This window comes from Jannaschia faecimaris (assembly GCF_900107415.1).
Lineage (GTDB): Bacteria > Pseudomonadota > Alphaproteobacteria > Rhodobacterales > Rhodobacteraceae > Jannaschia > Jannaschia faecimaris.
Genome location: NZ_FNPX01000006.1, coordinates 120,257 through 140,618 on the forward strand (window position 1 = coordinate 120,257; position 20,362 = coordinate 140,618).

Annotated in this window: 22 protein-coding genes and 1 pseudogene; 9 read left to right on the top strand and 14 right to left on the bottom strand. The window is 62.8% G+C overall.

Annotated features, from left to right (window positions below; translation table 11 throughout):
• Nucleotides 1–5: 5 nt before the first annotated feature.
• Entirely contained in the window at nt 6–1,397 is a 1,392-nt protein-coding gene (mgtE, locus tag BLV27_RS09070; protein WP_092645118.1) for a magnesium transporter, read from the bottom strand.
• Between the two features lie 83 nt (nt 1,398–1,480).
• Between mgtE and guaD the strand changes: the two genes are divergently transcribed.
• Nucleotides 1,481–2,758: a guanine deaminase gene (gene guaD / locus BLV27_RS09075; RefSeq protein WP_092645120.1), complete on the top strand. Its 1,278-nt coding sequence runs from the start codon at nt 1,481–1,483 to the stop codon at nt 2,756–2,758.
• Between the two features lie 40 nt (nt 2,759–2,798).
• Here the strand turns inward: guaD and BLV27_RS19320 are convergent, their stop codons facing one another.
• The 4 genes from BLV27_RS19320 to purB all read right to left on the bottom strand — a co-directional run bounded on the left by BLV27_RS19320 (nt 2,799) and on the right by purB (nt 5,488).
• The gene (locus tag BLV27_RS19320; RefSeq protein WP_170831398.1) at nt 2,799–2,966 is read right to left on the bottom strand and encodes a hypothetical protein; all 168 of its coding nucleotides are present in this window, start codon (nt 2,964–2,966) and stop codon (nt 2,799–2,801) included.
• Nucleotides 2,967–3,048: 82 nt separating this feature from the next.
• A complete protein-coding gene (locus BLV27_RS19020; RefSeq protein WP_139176580.1) occupies nt 3,049–3,213 on the bottom strand; it encodes an adenylosuccinate lyase in 165 nt (54 codons plus the stop codon).
• Nucleotides 3,214–3,387: 174 nt separating this feature from the next.
• Nucleotides 3,388–3,864, bottom strand: coding sequence for a DUF3592 domain-containing protein (locus tag BLV27_RS09080; protein ID WP_092645122.1), 477 nt, complete (start codon nt 3,862–3,864; stop codon nt 3,388–3,390).
• A gap of 322 nt (nt 3,865–4,186) precedes the next feature.
• Nucleotides 4,187–5,488: an adenylosuccinate lyase gene (gene purB, locus BLV27_RS09085; RefSeq protein ID WP_092645125.1), complete on the bottom strand. Its 1,302-nt coding sequence runs from the start codon at nt 5,486–5,488 to the stop codon at nt 4,187–4,189.
• 92 nt (nt 5,489–5,580) lie between these two features.
• Between purB and BLV27_RS09090 the strand changes: the two genes are divergently transcribed.
• Nucleotides 5,581–5,985, top strand: coding sequence for a DUF6314 family protein (locus BLV27_RS09090; RefSeq protein WP_092645127.1), 405 nt, complete (start codon nt 5,581–5,583; stop codon nt 5,983–5,985).
• 4 nt (nt 5,986–5,989) lie between these two features.
• Here BLV27_RS09090 and BLV27_RS09095 read toward each other — a convergent pair whose 3' ends face one another.
• Nucleotides 5,990–6,217 carry a hypothetical protein gene (locus BLV27_RS09095; RefSeq protein WP_092645129.1) on the bottom strand — a complete coding sequence of 76 codons (228 nt, stop codon included), beginning with the start codon at nt 6,215–6,217 and terminating at the stop codon, nt 5,990–5,992.
• A gap of 76 nt (nt 6,218–6,293) precedes the next feature.
• Here BLV27_RS09095 and prfA point away from each other — a divergent pair, with 76 nt between their 5' ends.
• From prfA to BLV27_RS09110, 4 genes and pseudogenes are all read left to right on the top strand, one after another.
• Nucleotides 6,294–7,349: a peptide chain release factor 1 gene (gene prfA, locus BLV27_RS09100; protein ID WP_092645288.1), complete on the top strand. Its 1,056-nt coding sequence runs from the start codon at nt 6,294–6,296 to the stop codon at nt 7,347–7,349.
• Nucleotides 7,346–8,167 carry a peptide chain release factor N(5)-glutamine methyltransferase gene (gene prmC, locus BLV27_RS09105; RefSeq protein WP_092645131.1) on the top strand — a complete coding sequence of 274 codons (822 nt, stop codon included), beginning with the start codon at nt 7,346–7,348 and terminating at the stop codon, nt 8,165–8,167. The genes prfA and prmC overlap by 4 nt, the downstream gene beginning before the upstream one ends.
• Nucleotides 8,168–8,341: 174 nt before the next feature.
• Nucleotides 8,342–8,530: pseudogene (locus tag BLV27_RS19685) on the top strand (DUF4167 domain-containing protein); the annotation flags it as partial.
• A 39-nt stretch (nt 8,531–8,569) separates the two neighbouring features.
• Nucleotides 8,570–9,085: a hypothetical protein gene (locus tag BLV27_RS09110; protein ID WP_244504610.1), complete on the top strand. Its 516-nt coding sequence runs from the start codon at nt 8,570–8,572 to the stop codon at nt 9,083–9,085.
• Between the two features lie 65 nt (nt 9,086–9,150).
• Here BLV27_RS09110 and rsmA read toward each other — a convergent pair whose 3' ends face one another.
• Together rsmA and BLV27_RS09120 are read right to left on the bottom strand one after the other, a co-directional pair.
• Complete coding sequence (gene rsmA, locus BLV27_RS09115) at nt 9,151–9,993, bottom strand: 16S rRNA (adenine(1518)-N(6)/adenine(1519)-N(6))-dimethyltransferase RsmA (protein ID WP_092645135.1); 843 nt, start codon at nt 9,991–9,993, stop codon at nt 9,151–9,153.
• 56 nt (nt 9,994–10,049) lie between these two features.
• Nucleotides 10,050–10,577 (bottom strand): TetR family transcriptional regulator, encoded by a 528-nt coding sequence (locus BLV27_RS09120; RefSeq protein WP_092645137.1) that lies wholly within the window; start codon nt 10,575–10,577, stop codon nt 10,050–10,052.
• A 69-nt stretch (nt 10,578–10,646) separates the two neighbouring features.
• Here BLV27_RS09120 and BLV27_RS09125 point away from each other — a divergent pair, with 69 nt between their 5' ends.
• Nucleotides 10,647–11,027: a hypothetical protein gene (locus BLV27_RS09125; protein ID WP_092645139.1), complete on the top strand. Its 381-nt coding sequence runs from the start codon at nt 10,647–10,649 to the stop codon at nt 11,025–11,027.
• Here the strand turns inward: BLV27_RS09125 and pdxA are convergent.
• The 5 genes from pdxA to lptF are packed head-to-tail and all read right to left on the bottom strand — an operon-like array spanning nt 10,999 to nt 17,548.
• Complete coding sequence (gene pdxA / locus BLV27_RS09130) at nt 10,999–11,994, bottom strand: 4-hydroxythreonine-4-phosphate dehydrogenase PdxA (RefSeq protein WP_092645141.1); 996 nt, start codon at nt 11,992–11,994, stop codon at nt 10,999–11,001. The genes BLV27_RS09125 and pdxA overlap by 29 nt on opposite strands.
• Nucleotides 11,975–13,177: a peptidylprolyl isomerase gene (locus BLV27_RS09135; protein WP_170831399.1), complete on the bottom strand. Its 1,203-nt coding sequence runs from the start codon at nt 13,175–13,177 to the stop codon at nt 11,975–11,977. The genes pdxA and BLV27_RS09135 overlap by 20 nt, the downstream gene beginning before the upstream one ends.
• Before the next feature lie 11 nt (nt 13,178–13,188).
• A complete protein-coding gene (locus BLV27_RS09140) occupies nt 13,189–15,333 on the bottom strand; it encodes an LPS-assembly protein LptD (protein WP_170831400.1) in 2,145 nt (714 codons plus the stop codon).
• Nucleotides 15,333–16,430, bottom strand: coding sequence for an LPS export ABC transporter permease LptG (gene lptG, locus BLV27_RS09145; RefSeq protein ID WP_092645147.1), 1,098 nt, complete (start codon nt 16,428–16,430; stop codon nt 15,333–15,335). The genes BLV27_RS09140 and lptG overlap by 1 nt, the downstream gene beginning before the upstream one ends.
• Nucleotides 16,427–17,548, bottom strand: a complete 1,122-nt coding sequence (gene lptF / locus BLV27_RS09150) for an LPS export ABC transporter permease LptF (RefSeq protein WP_170831401.1) — start codon at nt 17,546–17,548, stop codon at nt 16,427–16,429. Before lptF ends, lptG begins: the two co-directional genes overlap by 4 nt.
• A 175-nt stretch (nt 17,549–17,723) precedes the next feature.
• On the opposite strand from lptF, the gene BLV27_RS09155 reads away from it, so the two are divergent.
• Both BLV27_RS09155 and BLV27_RS09160 read left to right on the top strand, forming a co-directional pair.
• Entirely contained in the window at nt 17,724–19,214 is a 1,491-nt protein-coding gene (locus tag BLV27_RS09155; protein WP_092645151.1) for a leucyl aminopeptidase, read from the top strand.
• Nucleotides 19,215–19,228: 14 nt separating this feature from the next.
• Nucleotides 19,229–19,687, top strand: a complete 459-nt coding sequence (locus tag BLV27_RS09160) for a DNA polymerase III subunit chi (RefSeq protein ID WP_092645153.1) — start codon at nt 19,229–19,231, stop codon at nt 19,685–19,687.
• Between the two features lie 158 nt (nt 19,688–19,845).
• Here BLV27_RS09160 and BLV27_RS09165 read toward each other — a convergent pair whose 3' ends face one another.
• Nucleotides 19,846–20,298, bottom strand: a complete 453-nt coding sequence (locus BLV27_RS09165) for a MarR family winged helix-turn-helix transcriptional regulator (protein ID WP_092645155.1) — start codon at nt 20,296–20,298, stop codon at nt 19,846–19,848.
• Between the last annotated feature and the right edge of the window lie 64 nt (nt 20,299–20,362).

A 20,362-nucleotide genomic window follows, 5' to 3' on the forward strand; every position in this document is an offset into this window, starting at 1 on the left:
CCCGCTCAGAGCAACCAGAGCGCCGCCAGACCTAGGAACGCGAAGAACCCGACGACATCCGTCACCGTGGTCACGAAGGCACCGGACGCCAGCGCGGGGTCGATTCCGACCTTTTCCAACGCCACGGGAATACCGACCCCGGCCAACCCCGCGACACCAAGGTTGATGACCATCGCCACGCCGATCACCACGCCGAGCATCGGGTTGCCGAACCAAACCACGCCGACGATCCCCATCACGATGGCGAAGGCGACGCCGTTGATCAGACCTGCAGCCACCTCTCGACGGATCACGCGCCAGACGTTTGCACCGGTCAGGTCGCGCGTCGCCAGCGCCCGCACCGCCACGGTCAGCGACTGCGTGCCAGCATTCCCGCCCATCGAGGCCACGATGGGCATCAGGACGGCAAGGGCCACGATTTCGGCGATGACCGCATCGAACTGCGCGATAACCAGCGATGCCAGGATCGATGTGATCAGGTTCACGCCCAGCCAAGGGAAACGCCGCCGCACGGTGCCCAGTACACGGTCCGACAGCGACCCTTCGCTGTCGACGCCGGCGAGGCGCAGGATGTCTTCCTCGGCTTCCTCGTCCAGCACGCTCATCGCGTCGTCGATCGTGATGACACCCAAGAGCCGGTCGTCCTCGTCCACGACCACGGCGGAAATCAGGTGGTACTGGTTGAAGGCATAGGCCACCTCGCTCTCGGGATCGGTGGCATAGAACGTCCGGAAGCTGTCTTCCTCGATGTCAGACAGCGGCACCTCACGCGCGGTCGACAGGATCTTGCCCAGAGTCACGTGCCCCACAGGCCGCATTCGCGGATCGGTCAGGATGACGTGGTAGAACTGCTCCGGCAACTCTTCGGCGGAGCGCAAGTAGTCGATGGCCTGGCCCACGGTCCAGAAAGACGGCGCGATCACCACCTCGCGCTGCATCAGACGGCCGGCAGAATACTCGGGGAAGGTCAACGCCCTTTCCACGGCAACCCGGTCGGCGTCGTCAAGTGCGCCGAGGATGGCCCCGGCCTGGCTTTGGTCGTCAAGGTTCTCGATCAGGTCGACGACGTCGTCGGTGTCCAGTTCGCGAACCGCTTCGGCTACGTCTTCGGCGGGCAGGGACGACAGGATCTCCTCGCGCAGACCCTCGTCCAGTTCCGACAGGATTTCGCCGTCGATATGACCGGACCACAGCTCGATCAGGGTCTGGCGCTCGAACTCGGTAATCTGTTCCAGAAGGTCGGCGATGTCCGCGCCGTGAAGTGGCTCCAGCAGATCGTCCAGCGCCATCGCGTCGCGGTCTTCCAACGCGCCCCGGACCAGTTTCAGGCGCGGCTGATCCAGCACGACTTCTTCGTCGAGCGTGTCGTCGTCCTGCACCTGGTCAACCTGATCCATTCGTCACCTCCGCGTTGGATTCAGATAGCGCGAGCAGGGGGCAAGGGGTAGCGGCGATTTCGCACGCGCGCTAAGCCCGTCGCATGACAACGCTCCTCCTTGGCCAGACGCTGGCCTTCACCGATGACCCGTTTCGCGCCGACCCCGTCGGATCGGTCACGCACCACACTCATGGGGCCGTGGCGGTGGACGCCGGGCGCATCACCGCCGTCGGTCCGGCAGAAACGGTGCGCGCGGCCTATCCGCAGGCGCAGATCATCGACCACGGTGACAACCTGATCCTTCCCGGCTTCATTGACGCACATGTGCATTACCCGCAGACGGCGATGATTGCCTCTTGGGGCAAGCGCCTGATCGATTGGCTGAATACCTATACCTTCCCGGAGGAAGCGCGCTTTCGCGACCCCGCCTATGCGGCCCGGACCGCCGATACCTATCTCGATCTGGCGCTGGACCATGGCACCACGTCGATGTGCAGCTTTGCGACTGTTCACCCTGTCAGTGTCGAAGCCATCTTCGAGGCGGCAGCACCGCGCGGCATGGCCGTCTGGGCGGGCAAGACCTGCATGGACCGCAACGCGCCCGATAAACTGCGTGACACGGCGCAGTCAGCCTATGATGACAGCAAGGCGCTGGCGGCGAAATGGCACGGGCAGGGGCGTGCGTCTTATGTCATCACACCTCGGTTCGCGCCCACGTCGACGCCGGAGCAGCTTTCTGCCCTTGGCGCGCTCTGGTCCGAACTGCCTGATTGCCTGATGCAGACACACCTGAGCGAGCAGGCGGACGAAATCGAATGGGTCCGCGATCTGTTCCCCGAGGCGCGCGATTACCTTGACGTCTATGAAACCCACGGCCTGCTGGGCGCGCGCGGGCTCTATGGTCATTCCATCCATCTGACCGACCGCGAAATCGCGCGCCTGACCGATGTGGGCGCGGCGGTCATCCATTGCCCCACCTCCAACACGTTCATCGGATCGGGGCTGTTCGACATGGGGCTGGCACGAACGATCCGCACTGGCCTCGCGACCGACACGGGGGGCGGCAGCAACTTCTCGATGTTGCGCACAATGGCGGCGGCCTATGAGATCGCGCAATTGCGGGGTCAGGCGCTGCACCCGGCGCAGTTGCTCTATCTGGCCACCGAAGGGTCGGCCCGCGCGCTTCATGCGACCGACATCGGACGGCTGATTGCGGGTGCCACGGCCGATCTCGTGGTCCTGGACCTCGCCTCAACCCCGGTGATCGCGCAACGACACGCGCAGGCCGACACCCTGTGGGAGGCGGTCTTTCCGACGATCATGATGGGGGATGATCGCGCCGTGGCCCAAACGTATGTCGCCGGCCGCGCGATGCTATAGGGTCTCTGGGGAGGGCACCCGGATGCCCACCCGCGTCTCGTCAGCTGCTGATGACCGCCACGCAGCTGTTCGTCTCTGCATCGAAACTTGTGCCCGGCGCGCAGGACTGCGTGATCTTCTCGGTCTTCATGCCCCCGCATTCATAGGCCTGTGCCAGACCGGGTGCTGCCACCATAACGGCTGCAAGAATCAATTTGTTTACCTTCATTGCGTCGTCTCCCTTTGGTTTCAGGCAACGCGACGATACCCCGAGAGTCGAAATCGACCAAATGCCAATAGGTCGCAGGACGTCAGCCCGTTACCACGGGCATGCACCCGCCGATTTCCGCGTCCCATTGCGTACCGCTTGTGCAGGTCATGTACGGATCATCGCGAATGACGCAATTCGGATGCTCGGCAAACGCGGCAAAGGGTGGGGCGAGCAGCAGCGTGGCAAGGGTCAAGGTCTTGAGCATGTGGTCCTCCGAAGCCGGTCATCCGGATCGTAGCACATTGCGTCCGTCCATCAAAAGGCGGCATCCCGAGATCGGGTCGTGGCAGTTCGTGATGCGAATTTGGTGACCTCCAGACGAAGATAGCCAATAGTCATTGCAAGCGAGAAGCAGTCGCGTCTCTTTTGCCGGGCGATTTCATAGTGCAGAAAGAATGAGTGCCGCTGATCCCAAAAACGTACCACCGACCAGAACCATCGAAGGCCAGTCGGGGACGTCGAGGTAAGATTTCTGTGGCTTCCTGGGGTTGAAGTAAACGGACACTGACGTTCCCCCATGCCGCTTTATGCCACGAAACTGCAATTGCAAAAGGCTGCGCAGATTGTGGGTAACGGAAATAATCCACGGGTTGAGGCAATCGTTTTCGTAACTCAACCCGTCGACGGAGTAGCTGTAGCGAACCACTGCTTTGTATTCGCGCTCATCAGGTGAAATGCCCCCGAATCCTGTGAGTTTGACCCCTTCCTCATGCAATTCGCCGATAACGCTTGGCCAACGGCTGAGACGGAACATGTGCACCAGCGAACACACACCGGCCAAAGCAAAATAAGCAGCAGCTGCGACAAGTATCGCATCCCTCTCACCCGAGAAAAGACGCTCCAGAAATGTATTCATGAGGTTGAGAAAGGAATTGTCATTGGATGATTGAAACCCCAAATGAAAAATGACTGCCGTTTCTTGAATTTTGCACCATTGGCGCTGCACAAGCGAGCTAATGCTACGATGCTGCGGATAAATTCGCCGTGAACGAGAATTACAGCTCCATTCTCTCTTGTGACTATAGCAAGGCAGGAATTCTTGGACCATGCCGGATTTGTCGAAGAACTCTCACGGGTTTCATGGTTCTTGAAACCGCAGATGCGATCTGCACCATCAAATGCAAAGGGGCACCCGAAGGTGCCCCGTTCGAAACCGTCCCGACGGGGGGCACGCGGCCTTAGCCGAAGACCCGCTTGAAGATCGTGTCGACGTGTTTGGTGTGGTATCCCATGTCGAACTTCTCCTCGATCGCCTCGACGCCCAGGGCCGCAACCACGTCCGCGTCGGCCAGCAGTTCCTCGCGGAAATCGGTCTTGTGCTCCCAGACCTTGAGCGCGTTGCGCTGTACCATGGCATAGGCGTTCTCGCGGCTTACCCCGGCCTGCGTCAGCGCCAGAAGCACGCGCTGCGACATGACGAGACCCGGAAACTTGTTCATGTTGTCCAACATGTTGTCCGGGAAGATCAGCATCTTGTCGATGACGCTGGTCAGGCGGGACAGCGCGAAGTCCAGTGTAATCGTGGTATCGGGGCCAATGTTGCGCTCGACGCTCGAATGGCTGATGTCGCGCTCGTGCCAGAGGGCGACGTTTTCCATCGCGGGGATCACGGCCATCCGCACCAGACGCGCCAGCCCGGTCAGGTTCTCGGTCAGAACGGGGTTCTTCTTGTGCGGCATCGCCGAAGAACCTTTCTGCCCCATGGAGAAGAACTCCGCCCCTTCCAGCACTTCAGTCCGCTGCATATGGCGAATTTCAGTGGCGACATTCTCGATCGAACTTCCAACCACGCCAAGCGCCGCGAAAAACGCTGCGTGACGGTCGCGGGGGATGACCTGGGTGCTGATCGGTTCGGGCTCCAGGCCCAGCTTGGCACAGACATGCTCCTCCACGCGCGGATCGACGTTAGCGAACGTGCCGACGGCACCTGAAATCGCACCGGTCGCAATCTCCGCGCGGGCCGTTTTCAGGCGTGTCAGGTTGCGGTCCATCTCGGCGTAGAAGCGCGCGAAGGTCAGGCCCATTGTCGTCGGCTCGGCATGGATTCCGTGCGACCGGCCTACGCGCAACGTGTCCTTATGCTCCATCGCACGACGCTTGAGCGCGGCCAGAAGCCCTTCCACATCTGCGATCAGGATGTCGGCTGCGCGCACCAGTTGAACATTGAAACAGGTGTCCAGAACGTCGGACGACGTCATGCCCTGATGCACGAAGCGCGCTTCGTCTGACCCGACATGTTCGGCCAGGTGGGTCAGGAAGGCGATGACGTCGTGCTTGGTCACAGCCTCGATCTCGTCGATGCGGTCAACATCGAACTCCACATCCTTGGCCTTCCACACGGCCTCGGCGTTTTCGCGCGGGATGACGCCCAAGTCGGCCATTGCGTCGCAGGCATGGGCCTCAATCTCGTACCAGATGCGGAACTTGGTCTGGGGGGACCAGATCGCAACCATTTCGGGGCGGGAATAACGGGGGATCATGGCGGCATCCTATGGCAACGGCATCGCGCGCGTCATAGGCTGCGCGCGACCTGCCCGCAAGGAAGCCCCGCAATGCGCCCGATCCCTGTCCGATGACCCCGCCCGAACGTCTGGCCGGCCTACTTGGCGACTGGCGCACGATGCGTGTCATCCGGCACCGAAACGGACCCACGGCGCGCTTTTACGGGATCAGCATCTGGACCCCGGAGGGCAGGGCACTTCGCTGTACCGAGCAGGGCACCCTGACCCAAGACGGCACATCGTTCGAGGCGCACCGCGAAACCCTGTGGCGGGCGACGCCGAAGACACTGGAAGTGGCCTTCGCCGACGGGCGTCCATTCCACACGATCGATGGGCCGGCGGCGCACCACGACTGCGCACCCGACACTTATGTGTTGTACTACGATTGGAGGAACTGGCCGCGCTGGACCGTGCGCTGGAGCGTCACTGGCCCGCGTAAGGATTACCGCGCGCTGACCCGTTACCTGCGGGTCTGAACGCTCAACCCGTGACGCATGTTTCGCCGGTTTCGCGCCACATCGGCACGTTCAGGGACATTTCGCACCGGGCCATGAAGGCGCGGCCCCCGACCGATAGGCAAAGCAACTCGCCCATCTCAACGCGGCCACCGGTAGAATCGGTGCAGTAACACTCGATCACGGGGCCTTTCTGGGCAACGGTCGCGCTGGGGAAGGCGGCAAGAAGCGTGGCAAGAAGTAACGGTCGCATGGGCGGGCCTCCTCACGCTGACCTTACCATACGCGCGGCCCTTGACCTAATGACGGGCGCGCCGCATCACGCAGGCATGATCCCCTCTGACCGACTTGACCAGATCCTTGCCCGCTTCGAATACCTCGAGGCGCGCCTCAACGATGGGCCTGACCCGTCGGAGATCGCCGCGCTGACCCGCGAGTATTCCGAGGCCAAGGCCGTCGCCGAACAGGTCCGCGCTTACAAAGCGCTTGAACGTCAAGCCGACGAGGCGCGCGCGATGCTGGCCGACCCTGAAATGGCCGAACTCGCCAAGCTGGAGCTGCCGGACCTGGAGCAGGCCATCGAGGAGGCGCAGGCGACGCTGCAAATCGCGCTTTTGCCCCGCGACGCGGCCGACGCGCGGCCGGCCATCCTCGAAATTCGCCCAGGCACCGGGGGTGACGAGGCCGCTCTCTTCGCGGCAGACCTTGAAAACATGTATCGCCGCTACGCCGAAGCACGCGGCTGGCGTGTAGAGGTGATCGACCGGCAGGAGACCGACCTTGGCGGTATCAAGGAGTTGGTTGCGCGGATCGAAGGGGAAAACGTCTTTGCCCGCCTCAAGTTCGAATCCGGTGTCCACCGGGTTCAGCGCGTGCCATCGACCGAATCCGGTGGGCGTATTCATACCTCCGCCGCGACCGTCGCCGTCCTGCCCGAAGCCGAGGAGGTCGACATCGACATCCCCGCCACCGACATCCGCATCGACACCATGCGCGCGTCGGGTGCAGGGGGGCAGCACGTCAACACAACCGACTCCGCCGTGCGAATAACTCACCTGCCGACCGGAATGATGGTCACTTCTGCCGAAAAATCCCAGCACCGCAACCGCGAGATCGCGATGAACGTCCTGCGGGCACGGCTATTCGAAGCACAACGCGCCGCCGCCGATGCCGAGCGCGCCTCGGATCGCAAGGCGCAGGTCGGCTCGGGCGATCGGTCCGAGCGCATCCGGACCTACAACTTCCCGCAGGGGCGGCTGACGGATCACCGCATCAACCTTACGCTGTACAAGCTCGACGCGGTGATGGCGGGTGACCTCGACGATATCATCGACGCCCTGACCGCCGACCTTCAGGCCCAGCTTCTGGCCGAGATGGGCACATGAGCGAAACCGACGTCGCCCGCGCCCTGCAAGTGGCGCGCCAGCGGCTGGAAATGGTGGGCGTGCCCGATCCTGCACGCGACGCCTCCGCGCTGTTCGTGGCGCTAGCCGAGACGACCGTGGGCAGCGGTGATACCATGCCCACCGACATCGCCGAAGTCTTCGAGCAGGCCGTGCAACGCCGTCTGCGACGTGAACCAGTCTCGCACATCACGGGAAAACGTGCCTTCTGGATGCACGATTTCATCGTTACCGCTGACGTCCTTGACCCGCGCCCGGATACCGAAACGCTGGTGGAGCAAGCCATATCGCGCCCTGTCGGACGTGTGCTCGACCTTGGTACGGGGTCCGGGTGCATCCTCGCGTCAATACTCTACGAGCAACCTGACGCGACGGGAATCGGTACGGACGTTTCCGATGCGGCGCTTGCGGTCGCGGAACGAAACATGGCCGTCGCTGGCGTCGCGGAGCGTACCAGCCTAGTGAAATCCGACTGGTTCGCTTCCGTCGGGGGCCGGTTCGACCTGATTGTGTCCAACCCGCCGTATATTGCCGCGGATGAGATGGCCGGGCTCTCGCCCGAAGTCCTGCACGAACCTCAGATTGCGCTTACTCCCGGTGGGGATGGACTGGATGCCTATCGCACCATCACCGGTGACGCCCTGGCCCACCTGTCACCTGGCGGTCGCCTCCTGGTTGAGATCGGAGCCGGGCAGGGTGTGGCTGTCTCGACGCTCTTTCGGGCGGCAAAGCTGAGGAATGTGAAGGTTTTTGATGACATGAACGGCAAAAATCGCGTCGTTTCGGGGGAAAACCTGTAATAGTGCTACGAATCTACTTGTAAGCACCGCTCCGGCGACCCATAACATCGTCAGCATCTACGGTTGACGCGTAATCGACGCGGCCCGGATGCGAAGCCCGACCAATCCGGACCCCCTCGACCCGCGACGCACGTGGGCAGGGTCCACGGCAAAGATCAGCGGAACCCATCACGCATGAGAAGTAGCAAGTCCCGTTCGCGGAACAAGAACCGTAACCGAAACCAGCAGGGTGGCGGAAACATCATCAATCGTGTCTTCGACAGCTCCGGCCCCGAAGGCAAGGTGCGCGGTACGCCCGCCCAGATCATCGATAAATACAATCAGTTGGCGCGTGACGCCCAATTGTCCGGTGATCGCGTGGCAGTCGAGAATTTCCAGCAGCATTCGGAGCATTACACCCGTATGCTGGCCGCTGCGCAGAAGGAAATCGACGCGCGGCAGCAGCAAAGCAACCAGCAGCAAAGCAACCAGCAGCAGGGCAACCAGAATGGTGGTCAGTCCGGGCAGCAGTCCGGCGGAAACCAGAATGCCGGTGGCCATGGTGGACCACAGGGTTCGGCTCAGTCTTCGGGCGGTAATGACGGCACGACAAATGCGCCGCAGGGCAATCCGCAGGGTGGCAATCGCCGACGGGAACGGGATCGTGGTGGCGACAAGCGTCAGGATCAGCAGCAGGACACCCGTGCCGAGTCTCAGGACGTCGCAGAAAAGTCCGAGGTGATCGACATGCCTGTCGCCGACAGCGGACCCGTGGATACTCCCGAACAGCAGGAATCGAAAGCCGAGAAGCCCAAACGGACTCGCACCCGCAAGAAGGCACCAGCCAAAGACACGGCCAAGGATGCGCCTAAGACTGCGGGCGAAACTGGCGAGTTGCCTGCGTTCATCGATCCGGCAGAGCCTGCCGCCGAAAGTTGAGCCCCACGCCAAGAAACGAAAGCCCGGATCTGTTTCCGGGCTTTTTTGTTTAACGGCGGTCGCGATCAGACCTTCGCGACTTCCCGCGCGAAGGCACACCATCCCTCCAACGGTACTTGCTCGGCACGGTCGGTGGGCTTGATCCCCGCCGCCAGAAGACGGTCCTCCACATCGGGTACAAGGCCCTTGAGCGCCGCGCGCAGCATCTTGCGTCGCTGGTTGAACCCCTTGGCAACGACACGCTCCAGAACCGTCGCATCGGCGTCGAACCGGGGCGCAGATAGGGCCGTGAGGTGAACGACCGCCGAATGGATCTTGGGTGGCGGGCTGAACGCTTCGGGCGGCAGGGTCATCGCGATTCGTGTGTCGCAGCGCCATTGCGACAGAATGGCCAGCCGCCCGTAGGTCTTGGACCCGGGGGCCGCCACGATCCGCTCCGCCACTTCCTTCTGGAACATCAGGGTGAGGCTCTCCCACGGCGGGGGCCAGCTTGCGGGCGTCAGCCAGCGCACCAGAAGCTCGGTGCCGACGTTATAAGGGAGGTTTGCGCAGACCCGCCACGGCGGCGTCAGATGCGCTGAGACGTCCATCTTCAGCGCATCGGCGTTCACTACCTCCAGCCGTCCGGGATAGGCCGAGGCGATCTCGGCCAGCGCGGGCAGGCAACGGGCGTCCTTCTCGATGGCAAGCACCTTCGCGGCCCCTTCGGCCAGCAATCCACGCGTCAGCCCACCTGGACCCGGCCCAACCTCCAGCACCTGCGCGCCCTCCAGCGACCCGCCGGTTCGCGCGATACGCGCCGTCAGGTTGAGGTCCAGCAAGAAGTTCTGACCCAGCGATTTCTTGGCGCGCAGGTCATGGGTCGCGATCACGTCGCGCAGCGGGGGAAGATCGTCAATCTGGCTCATGAAACAGCAGGTAACGTCCTCGGCCCGCCAAGGTAAGGGGCCACGTGGGGGCCGAGTCAGTCCTTGCTCCCGAACAACGCACCGATCGCGCGGTCCGTTACCGCGCCCCGCCCCGCCGCCTCCAGGATGACTGCGCCTTCCACAAAGGTCAGCAGCGCGGCCGCCGAGCCTTCCGGATCAGGCAGGCCCTGCGGCAGGTGAGCCGCGACCCAGCCGTGAAACCCGTCGAGGATCGCACCCGCCAAGGCTTGACGCTCGGGGTCCGACAGCACCTCCAGCCAGATGCGGAAATGGCCCGCGGCAGCAGGTGCACGGATCACCATCAGAACCTGACCGGCCAGCGTCGCCATGTCGTTGGCCGGCCCCGGCGGCAACGCGGTATCCAGCCGCGCCGACAAGTCGGCAGCCACGACGCCCAGCGTTTCTACGATCAGCTCCTCCTTGGTCCCGAAATGATAGATCAGCATCCGATCGCTTGTGCCGGCGGCGCGTGCCATGGGCCGCAGACTCGCCCCGGCCAGCCCTTGGTCCAGCAGATGCGCCGCCAGTCGTGGCAGCAGGGTTTCCTTAGAGAGACCTGTCATGACGAAAGCTTGTAGCACTTACTACAATATTGTAGTACGTAGCGACTGCTACATAATTGGAGTTCGACCATGACCCTCTTCGACATCCTTGCCCTCCTCGGGGCTGTCTGTTTTGTCTCGTTTCTAGCGCTCCTGCTCTTGCAGCGCGCCCCGACAAGTTGGCTTTGGCCAGCTGGGTTGAGCCTTGCATTTCTTGCTTGGTCCCTGATGGCCGTGGCGTCGGAAGGGCCGTGGGGCTTTTGGATCGAAAGCAGCCAGAATGCCTGGGGCGTCCAGATCTGGTTGGATCTTCTTCTGGCAATCGGCGCTTCGCTTGTCTTCCTCATCCCCGCGGCGCGGGCGGAAGGGATGAAGCCGATGCCATGGGCGGCGTTGGTCCTTTGCACCGGGTCCATCGGACTGATGGCGATGGCCGCCCGCGTCATGTGGCTGCGGCAGCGCCGACCCTAGACCGCCGTGCGGCCATGTCCCAAGCCATGTGGATGGCGGCGACGATCGAAGTCGGGTCGGCCAGGCCGTGCCCCGCGATGTCGAAGGCGGTCCCATGGTCGGGTGATGTCCGGATGTGGGGCAGGCCCAGCGTCACGTTGACCCCGCCGGCAAAATCCACCGTCTTGATCGGGATAAGCGCCTGATCGTGGTACATGCACACGGCCGCGTCGTAGTTCGAACGCGCGGCCGCGTGGAACATAGTGTCGGCGGGCAGGGGGCCGAAGCACCCCAATTCGGGGGCGAGCTTTGCCACAAGCGCCGCGATCCAATCGACCTCCTGCCGGCCCATGGTCCCGCCTTCGCCCGCGTGCGGGTTCAGCCCGGCAACCGCGATGCGCGGCACTTTGATCCCGAAATCGCGGCGCAGGCCCGCATGGGTCACGCGCAGCACCGTTTCGAGTGCCGTTGGCGTCAGCTCCGCCGGGACCTGGTCAATGGCGATATGGATCGTCGCGGGCACGACGCGCAGTTCACTACAGGCCAGCATCATCACGACGTCGACATCGCCTGCCAGTGCCGCCAGGTATTCGGTGTGTCCGGGGTGGGGGAAGTTTGCGCCGTCCTTCAACGCTTTCTTGTTGATCGGCGCGGTCACGACTCCTGACGCGACGCCCGTTCTGGCATAGTCCACCCCCCGCGCGATGGCCGAGATTACGCCCGCTGCCTGCCGGGGATCGGGCCGACCGGGCACGGCGGGGCCGGGAATGTCGTGCGGCAGCACACAGAGCGCGTCCAGAGTGGCCTGGTGCGGCGCGTCGATCACCCGGATCGCGACGCCGTGACCCGCGAAATGGTCCGGATTGCCCAGTGCGAAAAACGGCACGTCCCCGATCAGCGCGCGTGCCTTGGCCACGACCTCCGGTCCGATGCCCGCCGGCTCCCCGCAAGTGATGACGAGCGGTGGCCTATTGCTCGATGATGGCATCGGCGCGCAACTCGTCCAGATAGCTGTCCGCGTAGTTGCCCAGCCGCTGATTCAGCAATTGCTGTCCCAAGGATTCGAACGCCTCCTCCGAAGGCTCTATCACACGTCCGCACATCATTACGAAGCGCAAGTATCCGTCCCGAGTCAGCAGCGTCGAGGCCTCGCCCTCGTCAAGCTTCGCCAATTCCTGTCGGAGGTCAGCGGGAATCTCTGAAGTCGGCAGCACGGCCCGCGTCAGCGTCCCCTCGGGCGCGTTCAGCGCCACCCCGTAAAGATCATCACAGACATCCACCCGGTCACGTAACCGGTCCGCCGCAGTGAGCGCCTCTGCGGTGCGACCGCCGGCGATCAGGTATTCAGCGTAGTCGATCGACAGTGTTTCGGGTAACGTCGTACCGGTCTCCTCCAGGTCACGCAGCAGGAATAGCCCAATGAAGGAGCCCAGGTTCACGGGGTCGGACACTTCGCCCGGTCCCAGCGTCAGCACCTGGCTGGCGATCTGGGGTGAGAGCTCGGCGAGCGAGAGGTAGTTCAGCCGCCCACCCGAGGGGGCGGTGCGCGATTTCGAATAGGTGCGGGCGGCCTGTTCAAAGGCGGCCTGTCCGGAAATGGTATCCGACAGACGCTGCGCCAGGGCCTGCACCTCGGGTTGGGTTTCGGGGGTTAGCGGCAGGGCGATTTCCGATATCAGGACGCGCACGCCGCCCGATCCGCCGCGCGCCAGCGCCCGCTCGACTTCGGTGTCTGTGGGGCGGGCCCGCGGGCCAAACCTCTGCTGGATCAGTGTCCGCCAATAGATATTGTTGCGCACGAAGTCGCGGAATGTCTCGGGGGCCAGACCGTTCTGTTCCAGCACCGCGATAAACTGGTCGGGCTCCAGATTGGCGCGGCTGGCGAATTCGACCATGCCCACGTCCAGTTGGTCCGGCGTGATCTGTATCCCCGCCGCCCGAGCGGCCTGAACCTGAAGCGTCTCGTCGATCATCACATCCTTGGCACCCTCGAAATCCGAGTTGGGCGCACGCAGCAGGGCGAAAAATTGTGCCCGTTGCTGGACTTGGAAGTTGGTGATCGCCTGTCCGTTAACGGTCGCGGCGGCGGCAAAAGGTTGCTGCGCCAGTACGGGGCTCGCCCCCAATGCCAGGGTCAGCATCACCGCCAGTGTCGCCAGAAATCGTTTCATTGCCCGCCCTCTCATATTCCGCAGCGTCGCCGCCGTTTGCTCCGGTCATCCGCACCGAAGCCTGCCAGTTCCACGCCCAGCCCGAACCGTGTGGACGATTGCAGTGTCGTCGTCGAGGTGAAGCGCCGCTCCACGTCGAAATCAACCGTGACGCAATCCGACCGATAAGTCAGGCCAAGGCCAGCGCTGCTGGCGTCGTTGGTGACGAAGTCATATCGCCAGTTCACCCGCCCCGTCCAGTCGCTGCCCAGATCGCGGGTGGCATCCAGCGCCCATTCCGACGTGTCGATGGGCCGACCCGCGCCCGCATCGGCTTCCAGCCATGTATATCGTGTCTCCAATCCATGTCGGGCACCTGTCCATCGCAGGATCGTCTCCGAGCGGGAGAAATCCAACCCGTCCGACACCAGCGCCCGTTGCATAAAATGGAACCGTCCGTCGTAGTCGGTACTTGCCGATATCAACCAGTCTGAGGACGTGCCACCGAGGCCCGTGCCGGAACGGAACTGTCCGCCATCGCGATTGCGCCATACGCGCCCAATCGTCGCGCCAACGGTCCAGCCCGAAGGGTCGTAGCGGGTATAACCGATGCCGATGTTAAGGCGGTTGCCCAACTCCCGCGTGTCACGCCCTGCAAAGCGCGAGACGGAGAACAGGTTTCCTTCGTCAAATTCGGGCGTCAGGCTGTCTTCGTTGGGGGTGGGGCGTCGGTCATTGGGCGCGAAGATCAACTGCGCGACCGGTTCGATAACGTGGCGCACGCCGTTCTGTCCGGCGCGTGCCAACGGCAAACGCACCTCCAAGCCGCCATAGGGGACGGCCCGCACGAAGGTTTCGTCCGGGAAAGTCGCGTCTTGGCGCACATTATAGGCATCGATGTGCAGCCCCGCGATGCCGGTCCACAGCAGGCCGGCATCCGTGGTCCGTGAGCGCCGCCAGTCGACCGCTGCCGAAGCGCGGAGCACGTCGCGCGCGGCGTTGTCCGGCCCGCCGAAGGGCACTGTGTTCGCGTCCCGGCGACGCGCATGCGCTTGCAGGGTCCACACCAATTGCCCGCCGATCACCGGCTGGGGCACGCGTCGCTGACGTTCGACCGTGATGACGGGCGTAGGCTGAAACCGGTTCCGTTCGCCTGCGCGCAGGGTATTGAAGGCGATGATCTCGGCCATGAAACGGTCTTCCCGGTCGAACCGGGTGATCGCCAGCCGGCTGGCCAGCCGGTCCTTTTCTTCGATGTCATAGTTCAGCAGGTAATCGTCGTCGCTGGTCAGCTCTATGTCGAACTCTAACCGGTAGTCGCGCGGCAATTCGAATGAGCCGTCTGCGAAGAGGTATCCTCGTATTTCACCCGGTCGCAACTGGTCGCGCGACAGGGCCCCTTCGACTTCGATGTTGCCGTTGTCGAAAGCCTGCCGGTACCGGAAGCCGAGACTCTGGGTTTCGGTATTCGTGACGAAGGGTGTCAGCGTCAGATCCCTGGACGGGCCGAGCGTAAAGAAATACGGGACTGCCACGCCCGTGCCTAACAGGTCGTCCGAGCTGAAACGCGGCGCAAGGAACCCCGTTGAGCGGCGCAGGGTCGGGTCGGGCAGGCGCAATCGGGGAAACCAAGCGACAGGCACCCCCGCCACGTCGAAGCGCGCCCCTTCGAAGTAGAGTTGCTGGGCTTCCTTATCGTGCACGATCCGTCGTGCCCGGATCTGCCAGAGCGGCACCGGGTTCGCCGCGCAGACCTCGCAAGAGGAGGCTACGGTCTGGTAAAGCTGCGTATACCGTCCCTCCGCGCCGGTTGCGACTTCGGTGGCGGCGATCTGCAATTTCTCGTTGAGAACCAATCGCGCGCCGCGCAGGACCGAGCTGCGCAGGTCCGACGACAGCGACGCGAAATCCGCCACCAGGATCGAGTCCGGTCCGTCCAGCAAGGTCAGTGGCCCGTCAACAACCACGCGATCCTCGCCCCGTTGATAGGTCACCCGCGCCGCGCGCAGAATTCGCCCGTCGGAATAGATTTCAACATTCCCCGAAGCGACCAGCTGCCCTTCATCGAAATCGATCCGGTCCGCCACAAGCGTCGCCGGGGCCTGTTGCGCCAAGGCCGGTCCCATCATGGAAAAAACCGTCATGACCCAGATCAGAAGTGCCGCACACCAGCGCATCAGCCGTCTTCCTTGTGCAGAATAATACCCGAAGCCACCAGGATTGCCGCGATCGGAGGTGTCCATGCCGCCAAGGCAATGGGCAATTGTCCATTCTCGCCAAGAATCTGCGCGAAGTTTCGCAAAAAGAACACCCCGAACCCCAGAAGCAGCGCAGTCAGCACCATCAGGCCTGAACCGCCTGCCCGTGTTTGCCGCATGGAAAAGGCTGCCCCGATCAGAACCATCGCGGCCAGCATCAGCGGCGTTGCCAACTCCATCTGCAACCACACGCGGTGCTTGAGGCCCGAGAAGCCTGCTGCGTCCAGCTGCGCGATGAAGGCCGGCAACTGAAAGATCGGGATCGAAGAAGGGACGCCGAAGCTGTCACGTATCTGGTCCTGTGTCAGGGTCGAGGGGAGGGTCGCGATCGCCACTGTCTTGGCATCACGCTCCGGGTTGTCTGACGTGCGCAGCGGCCACATTTTTGCGTTTTCCAGAAGCCATTCGCCCCGGCTCAACTCGGCCCGACCCGCCTCGATCCGCTGCACGGGGGTACCATTCCCGTCGAAGGCGAGGAAGGTCGCGTCGAACAGGACCGCACCGTCCAGCGAGGACCGCGCCGCGCGGATCACCGTCTGTCCCGATCCGTCGCCCTGTCGCAGCCAGACACCTTCTTCGCTGACCGACAGTACGCTGCTGACGTCGGTTTTCCAACGCGTGATCTCGCGCTCGTACTGCGCCTGGGTCGCGGCAACGATGGGGTTCACGACCAGCAAGACCGCAATTCCAAGCAGCATCGCGGCGGCGACAGGGGCCATCGCCGCGTGCAGGGCAGACCGGCCCGATGACCGTATCACCACCATTTCGGACGATCTTGACAGCGACAGAAAGAGCGCCAGCGCCGAGAGTATCACGATCAGCGGCAGGATTTGGTAGAGCGCGCCCGGCAGGTTCAGCATGGCCAACCGGAAACCGTCCGTAAAGCCAGCGCCGTCACCGTCCAACCGGCGCAATTGCTCCATCAGGTCAATCGGCAGCAGCAGGCCGGTGAAGACGAGGGCAACAAGCACGTTCAGCCACAGGAAGCGCTTGGCAAGATAAAGCGAAAGTATCATGTCGCTGCGCCCCGTCCGAACAGGTAGGGCCCCCGCGTATCCCGCCACACCAACCCTGCCCCCAGGGCGAGGGTCATCAGGCCTGGCATATAGATCGTCCACCAAAGGTCGGAATCGCTTCGCGCCGCGTTCTCGACCACGTTGGCTAGCATCTTCAATAAAATCGCGGCGACAACCACCGCCATGATTTGCCGCCAGAGACCAAGCCGGGAATACCCACCCAACACCATGAAGCCCAACGCCATCAGCGGTAAAGCGAAGGCAAACAGCGCCTCGGCAAAGCGGGCGTGGCCCTCGAAGATCAGCTTGGCGGCGTCCTCGCCCGTCAGACTTTGCGTCGCGCGATCCGCACGCAGAAGGGTCAGGGTCGACAGATCCCTCGGGTCGGGCCGGCCCGCGACCCCGCTTCCTGCCAGTCCTGCCAGATCATAGGCGAAATCGTCGAAGGTGGTGACCACAAGGCTGAGGTCCGCCGTTTGCAACGTCTGTGCCATGCCATCAAACATCACCAGCCGCGTGCCGGTATCCGCCCGGACCAGGATGGCGCGTTCGGCGGTGTAGGACGTTCGCATCGTCTCGCTACGCCGGTCCTGCAGGAAAAGGCCAAGCAATTCGCCCTGCGGCGTAATCTCGCGCACGTAGACGGTAACACCGGTGCCGGGGTGCAGGAATTCCCCCTCCTTCAGGAGACGGCTCGTAATATCGCGCGACAATTCCGCCGACCGCTCCAACAGGGCTGCGCGCGACGCGGGCACCAGCACATGCGCAAGGATGCTGACCATCACGCCTACGACTAACCCGAACATCAACACCGGACGCGCCAATCGCCAGGGCGACAGGCCTGTTGTTTGCGCGACGATCATCTCACTGTCGGACGAAAAGCGATTGATGCCGTAAAGGGCCGCAACCAAGGCCGATACCGGCAAAACGGCATAGATCACGTTGGGCAAGGCCAGAGCAGTGAACTCGATGAATGTCACCAGATTCGATCCGCCCGCAATCAGCCTGTCGAACAGACCGATGGCGCGGTTCACCCAGTATACGGCGACCAGCACAAGACTGAAGAAGCCGAAATAGATCAGCAACTGCCCCGCGAGGTATCGGTCGAAAAGTCTCAAGCGTCCCCCCAGGATGCGATCCTGCCCCTTAATAGCCGGGTTGACCGGCGCATCAAAGCCCGGATTGTCCGATTGCCTGTGGAAAAGACGATGATTGCGCGCCAATCGGCACACCGTCTGGAAAGTCCCCGGGGGGGCGTCTAGGGTCCGCCGGAACTTAATTTCGGAGTACCCCATGACCGCACCCGCCACAGTCAGTTTTGTCGCCACCGATCTGGACGATTTGGCCGACTTCGAGGGCGTGATCGCCTGTTTCGTCGCCGCCGATGGCACCATGGGGGCCGAGGCCCGGCGCCTGAGCCGCCTGTCCAAGGGGGCCGTCAAGCGCGCCGTCGAAAGCCCCGCCTTCGACAAGCTGGACACGGGCGATGTGCTGGAACTCGGCTTTCCATCGGGGTTGGCGGCCACGACGCTCGCCGTGGTCAAGTTGGACCGACGTCCGCATATGATGAAGGCGATGGGTGCAGGTGCGGGCCTTGCCAAGCTGCGCGGCTCGCGCGCGCTTCTGATCATGGGCGGGACGATGCGCCGGCTGTCCGACGTTGTGCTTGGTGCGACGCTGCGCGGCTATGAGTTTGCCGACCACAAGACCGCCGAGGCAAAACCCGCCGCCGACGTCACGGTGATGATCGCCAAGCCCGATGAGGCCGAGGCCGCTTTTGACGACGCAAGGGCCCTGGCCGAGGGCGTATTCCTGACCCGCGACTTGGTGAACGAGCCGTCGAACGTGCTGACCACAACCGAATTCGCAAACCGGCTGGAGTCGCTGACCGACCTGGGCATCAAGGTCGAGGTGCTGGAGGAGGCCGAACTGGAAAAGCTTGGCATGCGGACACTGCTGGCCGTTGGCCAAGGGTCCGAGTCGCCCTCCAAGGTCGTCATAATGCAGTGGGATGGCGGCGGTGAGGAGGCCCCCTTCGCGCTGGTTGGCAAGGGCGTCGTGTTCGACACCGGTGGCATCAGCCTCAAGCCCGCCGCCGGTATGGAGGACATGACCATGGACATGGGCGGCGCGGGCACCGTTGCCGGCGTCATGCACACGATTGCGCGACGCAAGGCACGGGCCAACGTCGTGGCTCTGATCGGCCTGGTCGAGAACATGCCCGACGGCAAGGCGACGCGCCCCGGTGATGTGGTCCGTTCGATGAAGGGCGACACGGTCGAGATCATCAACACCGACGCCGAGGGCCGCCTCGTTCTGTGTGACGTGATGTGGTATGCGCAGGATCGGTTCAAACCGACCGCGATGGTTGACCTCGCCACGCTGACGGGCGCGATCATTATCGGTTTGGGTCACGAGAATGCGGGTGTCTTTTCCAACGATGACGCGATCTGCGACGCCTTTTTGAAAGCCGCCAAAAACACGGGTGAGGGGGCCTGGCGCATGCCGCTTGGCGAGCCTTATGACAAGCTGCTGAAGTCCCGCGTTGCGGATATGAAGAACATCGGCGGCCGGCCCGCCGGGTCGGTCACGGCGGCGCAATTCCTTCAGCGCTTCGTCAAGGACGACACGCCTTGGATCCATCTCGACATCGCTGGTGTTGCCTCGATCTCCGGCGGGACGACACTCGCGCCCGGTGGGGCTACCGGCTGGGGCGTGCGTGCTCTCGATCGGCTGATCCGTGACCGGTTCGAGGTCGACCCCGATGCAACCCCCGATGCCTGAGCGCGGGGACTGACATGGGCGAAGCCTATTTCTACCACCTGACGCGCAACGCTGTCGACGTCACGCTTGCTACGCTGCTCAATCGCAGTTTGGCGCAGGCGTGGCGCGTCGTGGTGCGCGGCGGCGACGCTGGGCGTCTGGAATGGCTGGATGAGCGTCTATGGCAGGGCGATGGCTTCCTTCCTCATGGCCTTGCTGGCGGGCCGCACGACGCGCGCCAGCCCATCCTGCTTACGACCGGCGCGGGCGAGAGCCGCGATTGCCTTATGGCCGTCGACGGGGCCGAGGTCGCCCCGGACGAGGTCGCGACTATGAAACGCACCTGCATCCTTTTCGACGGCACCGACGGAGACGCTGTCAGTCGCGCCCGCGTTCAATGGAAAGCTCTTACAGATGCGGGTTGCGCGGCGCGCTACTGGTCAGAGGAGTCCGGCAAATGGGAAGAGAAGGCGTCGAAGAATGTCGCGGAATGATCTTGAACATATTGAAGTCGCCAACGGTACAAGACATGAACTCCGCAAAGAGGCAATAGAACGGCCTTCTTGGAATGCTGCCTGTGTTCGCCAGCTTCGCGCGCAGGGAAACCTACGCTGCAACCCATGATCTCTAATTTATCTTTTTCGGCCTGAACTTATTCAGTCTGGCTGCCTCGCTTGGACAGCTCTCCCAGCAGTTTCGACAACTGACTGGCCTGGTCAGAGGTTAGTCGCTCGCCAATAACTTTCTGTAGAATGTCACCGTAGACACGCCACATGAGCATGCGTATTTCCTTGCCGGATTCCGTAATTTTCAGTTGCTTGCCGCGTTTATCATCCTCACAGTCGATCGTCTGCAAATACCCTTCCTTTTCAATGCGCGAGATCAGGCGGGAGATTCCGTATTGTGGAAGTAAAAGGCTCTCTTGCAGCTCGAATGGGCGCAGGCCGTTGGGATCAGCGCGCTCCAACTCAAGCAAAACGTCATACCAAGTCAGCGGCGGCAGGCGATTGCCTTTCAGGGCTTCCTCGATCGCCGAGTAAGTCGAGTCATAGGCGCGAGCAAGGCTGATCCATGCGCTCGTGGTTTGGTCGTCAGGCTTTACCATATAGACAATCTACATGCACATGCATTGACATGCAAGATACCCTTTGTTAAATTGCATGCAGTTG

Coding starts and splice junctions, on each gene's coding strand:
- mgtE (WP_092645118.1), bottom strand. CDS start 1,397: ATGGATCAGGTTGACCAGGTGCAGGACGACGACACGCTCGACGAAGAA.
- guaD (WP_092645120.1), top strand. CDS start 1,481: ATGACAACGCTCCTCCTTGGCCAGACGCTGGCCTTCACCGATGACCCG.
- BLV27_RS19320 (WP_170831398.1), bottom strand. CDS start 2,966: ATGAAGGTAAACAAATTGATTCTTGCAGCCGTTATGGTGGCAGCACCC.
- BLV27_RS19020 (WP_139176580.1), bottom strand. CDS start 3,213: ATGCTCAAGACCTTGACCCTTGCCACGCTGCTGCTCGCCCCACCCTTT.
- BLV27_RS09080 (WP_092645122.1), bottom strand. CDS start 3,864: ATGAATACATTTCTGGAGCGTCTTTTCTCGGGTGAGAGGGATGCGATA.
- purB (WP_092645125.1), bottom strand. CDS start 5,488: ATGATCCCCCGTTATTCCCGCCCCGAAATGGTTGCGATCTGGTCCCCC.
- BLV27_RS09090 (WP_092645127.1), top strand. CDS start 5,581: ATGACCCCGCCCGAACGTCTGGCCGGCCTACTTGGCGACTGGCGCACG.
- BLV27_RS09095 (WP_092645129.1), bottom strand. CDS start 6,217: ATGCGACCGTTACTTCTTGCCACGCTTCTTGCCGCCTTCCCCAGCGCG.
- prfA (WP_092645288.1), top strand. CDS start 6,294: ATGATCCCCTCTGACCGACTTGACCAGATCCTTGCCCGCTTCGAATAC.
- prmC (WP_092645131.1), top strand. CDS start 7,346: ATGAGCGAAACCGACGTCGCCCGCGCCCTGCAAGTGGCGCGCCAGCGG.
- BLV27_RS09110 (WP_244504610.1), top strand. CDS start 8,570: ATGCTGGCCGCTGCGCAGAAGGAAATCGACGCGCGGCAGCAGCAAAGC.
- rsmA (WP_092645135.1), bottom strand. CDS start 9,993: ATGAGCCAGATTGACGATCTTCCCCCGCTGCGCGACGTGATCGCGACC.
- BLV27_RS09120 (WP_092645137.1), bottom strand. CDS start 10,577: ATGACAGGTCTCTCTAAGGAAACCCTGCTGCCACGACTGGCGGCGCAT.
- BLV27_RS09125 (WP_092645139.1), top strand. CDS start 10,647: ATGACCCTCTTCGACATCCTTGCCCTCCTCGGGGCTGTCTGTTTTGTC.
- pdxA (WP_092645141.1), bottom strand. CDS start 11,994: ATGCCATCATCGAGCAATAGGCCACCGCTCGTCATCACTTGCGGGGAG.
- BLV27_RS09135 (WP_170831399.1), bottom strand. CDS start 13,177: ATGAAACGATTTCTGGCGACACTGGCGGTGATGCTGACCCTGGCATTG.
- BLV27_RS09140 (WP_170831400.1), bottom strand. CDS start 15,333: ATGCGCTGGTGTGCGGCACTTCTGATCTGGGTCATGACGGTTTTTTCC.
- lptG (WP_092645147.1), bottom strand. CDS start 16,430: ATGATACTTTCGCTTTATCTTGCCAAGCGCTTCCTGTGGCTGAACGTG.
- BLV27_RS09155 (WP_092645151.1), top strand. CDS start 17,724: ATGACCGCACCCGCCACAGTCAGTTTTGTCGCCACCGATCTGGACGAT.
- BLV27_RS09160 (WP_092645153.1), top strand. CDS start 19,229: ATGGGCGAAGCCTATTTCTACCACCTGACGCGCAACGCTGTCGACGTC.
- BLV27_RS09165 (WP_092645155.1), bottom strand. CDS start 20,298: ATGGTAAAGCCTGACGACCAAACCACGAGCGCATGGATCAGCCTTGCT.